Below are 3992 nucleotides of genomic sequence, written 5' to 3'. Positions count from 1 at the left end.
GACGAGCACCCGGCTGCTCGCCACCGACCTCGTGGCCACCCCGCTCGCGGTCCGCGAGCTCGACACCGCCACCGACCTGGACGCCCGGGCCCTGGCCGACTGGCTGGCCGGGCTCGTGCACGAGATCGCCGGACGCTCCGCTCCCCTGCTGGCCGTCGCGCTCGGCCTGCCCGGCGCCGTGCAGTCCGAGGGGCCGGTCGTCACCAACGCCAACAACCTCCCGCAGGTCGAGGACCCCGCGTTCGTGCCGGTCCTTAGCGAGCGGCTCGGCGTCGCCCTGCATGTCCTCAACGACGCCGACCTCGCGCTGCTCGGCGAGCAGAGCTTCGGCGCCGCCCGCGGCGCGTCCGCCGCCGCCATCCTGACCTTCGGCACCGGGCTGGGCGGCGCACTGGCCCGTCAGGGCGTGCTGGTGCAGGGCCCCCACGGCGTCGTCGGCGAGTTCGGCCAGCTGCCGGTCGGCCCGCTCGGCACTCGGCTCGAGCACATGGTCACGGGCCGGGCATCATGCGCCGCGCGGCCGAGGCCGGGCTGGAGCTGGGCTCGCCGGCCGACCTGTTCACGTCCACCGCGCCCACCGTGTCGGCGATGCGAGCCCAGTTCGACAGCGCGCTGGTCATCGCCCTGACCGCCGTCACCGTCGCCGCCGAGCCGGACGTCCTCGTGCTCGGCGGACGCCTGGCGCCCTCGCTCGAGCCGCACCTGAGCGCCTACGAGGACGCGGTGGCCCACCACGTCCACTGGTCGCCCCGGCTGGCCTCGGCCGCGCTCGGCTCGTACTCCGGCGCGTGCGGCGCGGTCGTGGCCGCGCTGCGCGGCTGCTACCGCGACCTCGGGGTCGACGACGACGCCCTCGGCGACGTCCCCATGGGCGCGGCGCTCGACCTCGAGCGGCTCGACGCCGTCCGCGCCTGACCCCCCGCTCCTCACCCGCCGACGCCGCTCCCGCCCGCGCTCGGCGTGACGTTGTGCACGCGACACGCCGGGGCGGGCGTACACAACTCACGCTCAGCGAGAGGGTGCGGTCAGTGGGCGGGGATGGTCTCTGCGACGGCGCGGTTGGCCGCGCACACGACGGCCCGCAGCGACGCGGTGACGATGTTGGCGTGGATGCCCACGCCCCACACGACCTCGCCGGCGATCTCGCACTCGACGTAGGCGGCGGCCAGGGCGTCGCCGCCGGCCGAGAGCGCGTGCTCGCTGTAGTCCAGGACGCGGATCTCGGCGCCGGCCTGGCGCATGCCGTCGACGAACGCGGCCACCGGGCCGTTGCCCTCGCCCTTGAACGAGCGCTCCTCGCCGCGGACGACCAGGTCGACGACCTGCTCGTCGTGGCCGTCCTCGTGCGTCACCGAGCTGAAGCTGCGCAGCGAGTACGGCTCCTCGCGCTCGAGGTACTCGCGCTGGAACGCGCCCCAGATCTCGCTCGCGTCGATCTCGCCGGCCTCGCCCTCGCTCATCGTCTGGATGGCGCGGCTGAACTCGATCTGCAGGCGGCGCGGCAGGTCCAGCTGGTGCTCGGCCTTGAGGATGTAGGCGACGCCGCCCTTGCCCGACTGGCTGTTGACCCGGATGACCGCCTCGTAGGTGCGTCCGACGTCGTGCGGGTCGATCGGCAGGTACGGGGCCTCCCAGTCGATCTCGGAGACGTCGATCCCCTGCTCGGCCGCGCGGCGCTCCAGGTCCTCCAGGCCCTTCTTGATCGCGTCCTGGTGCGAGCCCGAGAACGCGGTGTAGACCAGGTCGCCGGCGTACGGGTGGCGCGGGTGCACGGGCAGGTTGGTGCAGTACTCGACGGTGCGGCGCACCTCGTCGATGTCGCTGAAGTCGACCTGCGGGTCGATGCCCTGGCTGAACAGGTTCATGCCCAGCGTCACCAGGTCGACGTTGCCGGTGCGCTCGCCGTGACCGAACAGGCAGCCCTCGACGCGGTCGGCGCCGGCCATGACCGCCAGCTCCGTCGCGGCGACGGCGGTGCCCCGGTCGTTGTGCGGGTGCACCGAGATGCAGACGCTCTCGCGGCGCGAGACGTTCCGGCTGAACCACTCGATCTGGTCGGCGTAGACGTTGGGCGTCGCGGACTCGACCGTGGCGGGCAGGTTGAGGATGATCTCGCGGCCGGCCTCGGGCTGCCAGACGTCCATGACCGCCTCACAGACCTCCAGCGAGAAGTCCAGCTCGGCGCTGGAGAAGATCTCAGGGCTGTACTGGTAGCCGAACTCGGTGCCGGCCATGTTCAGCTCGGCGTGCTTCATCACCAGCTCGGTGCCGTGCGTGGCGATGGCCTTCACCTCGTCGCGCGAGGCGTTGAACACGACGCGGCGGAACAGCGGCGCGACCGCGTTGTAGAGGTGGATGTTGGCCCGGCGCGCGCGGCCAGCGACTGGGTGGTGCGCTCGATCAGGTCCTCGCGGGCCTGGGTCAGCACCGAGATGGTGACGTTGTCGGGGACCGCGTCCTCCTCGATCAGCGAGCGCACGAACGCGAAGTCCGTCTCGGACGCCGACGGGAAGCCGACCTCGATCTCCTGGTAGCCCATGCGCACCAGCAGGTCGAACATGCGGCGCTTGCGGGCCGGGGTCATCGGGTCGATCAGCGCCTGGTTGCCGTCGCGCAGGTCGGTGGAGAGCCAGCGCGGGGCCTGCGTGATCCGCCGGCTGGGCCACGTGCGGTCGGGCAGGTCGATCGGGGGGAAGGCGCGGTAGCGGCCGAACGGCATCGGCGAGGGCTGCTGGGGCGAGACGGCGTTGTTCTTCATGGGGACTCCTCGTGCTGGGTGTCAGGGGGCGCCACCCGGAGGTGGCAGGCGGCCGGCCATGACGAGAACCCGCGTCCGAGGAGTCCGACCTAGAGGGCCTCGGCGCGGCAGCGAAGGAGGAGGTTCGCGTAACGCATCGCCACCTAGGCTAGCAGCATGACCGACGACCTCTCGACGTCCGGCTCCTACGTGAAGCCCGGGGCCCAGTTCGACCGCGACATGAGCTACATCCCCGACCGCGTGACCAAGGACGGCGGCGAGCCGGTCGACGGCCGCGCCGGCACCGGCCACCCCTCCCCCGACGACGCCCCGCGCTGGCCGGTCGAGGCCGGCCGTTACCGCCTCGTCGCCGCGTACGCGTGCCCGTGGGCGAACCGGTCGATCATCGTGCGCCGCCTGCTCGGCCTGGAGGACGCGATCAGCCTCGGCACCCCCGGTCCGACCCACGACAAGCGCAGCTGGACCTTCGACCTCGACCCCGGCGGCGTCGACCCGGTGCTCGGCATCGAGCGGCTGCAGGACGCCTACCTGGCCCGCTATCCCGACTACCCCAAGGGCATCACCGTGCCGGCCCTCGTCGAGGTCGCGTCCGGCCAGGTCGTCACCAACGACTTCCCGTGGATCACCCACGACTTCTTCTTCGAGTGGACCGAGCACCACCGTCCCGGCGCGCCCGACCTGTGGCCCGAGGCCACGCGCGACGAGATGGAGGACGTCATGAAGCGCGTCTTCACCGAGGTCAACAACGGCGTCTACCGCTGCGGCTTCGCCGGCTCCCAGGAGGCCTACGATGAGGCGTACGACCGGCTGTGGACGGCGCTGGACTGGCTCGAGGAGCGGCTCTCGACCCGGCGCTACCTCATGGGCGACCACGTCACCGAGGCCGACGTGCGGCTGTTCACGACGCTGGCCCGGTTCGACGCGGTCTACCACGGCCACTTCAAGTGCAACCGCCAGAAGCTCACCGAGATGCCGGTGCTGTGGGCCTACGCCCGCGACCTGTTCCAGACCCCGGGCTTCGGCGACGAGACCGACTTCGAGCAGATCAAGCAGCACTACTACGTCGTGCAGACCGACATCAACCCGACGCAGGTCGTGCCGAAGGGCCCGGACCCGCTCGTCTGGCTGACGCCCCACGGGCGCGAGGAGCTCGGCGGCTCGCCGTTCGGCGACGGCACCCCGCCGGCGCCGCGCGCGGACGCTAGCCGCGCGGCCGGGCCCGGAGCCGGCCGCG

At 72.4% G+C, this 3992-nt stretch carries 3 protein-coding genes and 1 pseudogene; 3 read left to right on the top strand and 1 reads right to left on the bottom strand.

What is annotated here, in order from left to right:
* Together AC2W7G_RS10730 and AC2W7G_RS10725 are read left to right on the top strand one after the other, a co-directional pair.
* The coding region (locus AC2W7G_RS10730; RefSeq protein WP_485868419.1) for an ROK family protein at positions 1-628 on the top strand (628 nt) is incomplete at its 5' end.
* Positions 589-915, top strand: coding sequence for a hypothetical protein (locus AC2W7G_RS10725; protein WP_485868418.1), 327 nt, complete (start codon positions 589-591; stop codon positions 913-915). The genes AC2W7G_RS10730 and AC2W7G_RS10725, both read left to right, overlap by 40 nt.
* Before the next feature lie 110 nt (positions 916-1025).
* Here AC2W7G_RS10725 and leuA read toward each other — a convergent pair.
* Positions 1026-2758: pseudogene (gene leuA, locus AC2W7G_RS10720) on the bottom strand (2-isopropylmalate synthase).
* A gap of 156 nt (positions 2759-2914) precedes the next feature.
* On the opposite strand from leuA, the gene AC2W7G_RS10715 reads away from it, so the two are divergent.
* A partial coding sequence (locus AC2W7G_RS10715; protein ID WP_485868417.1) for a glutathione S-transferase family protein occupies positions 2915-3992 on the top strand: 1078 nt, incomplete at its 3' end.

It is taken from the genome of Aeromicrobium sp. PFPM2_SD2, from assembly GCF_057364525.1.
This window is presented reverse-complemented; position numbering and strand designations above follow the sequence as displayed.

What these genes read in the sequence shown, in the direction of transcription:
- AC2W7G_RS10725 (WP_485868418.1), top strand. Translation starts at nt 589, where the DNA reads ATGCGAGCCCAGTTCGACAGCGCGCTGGTCATCGCCCTGACCGCCGTC.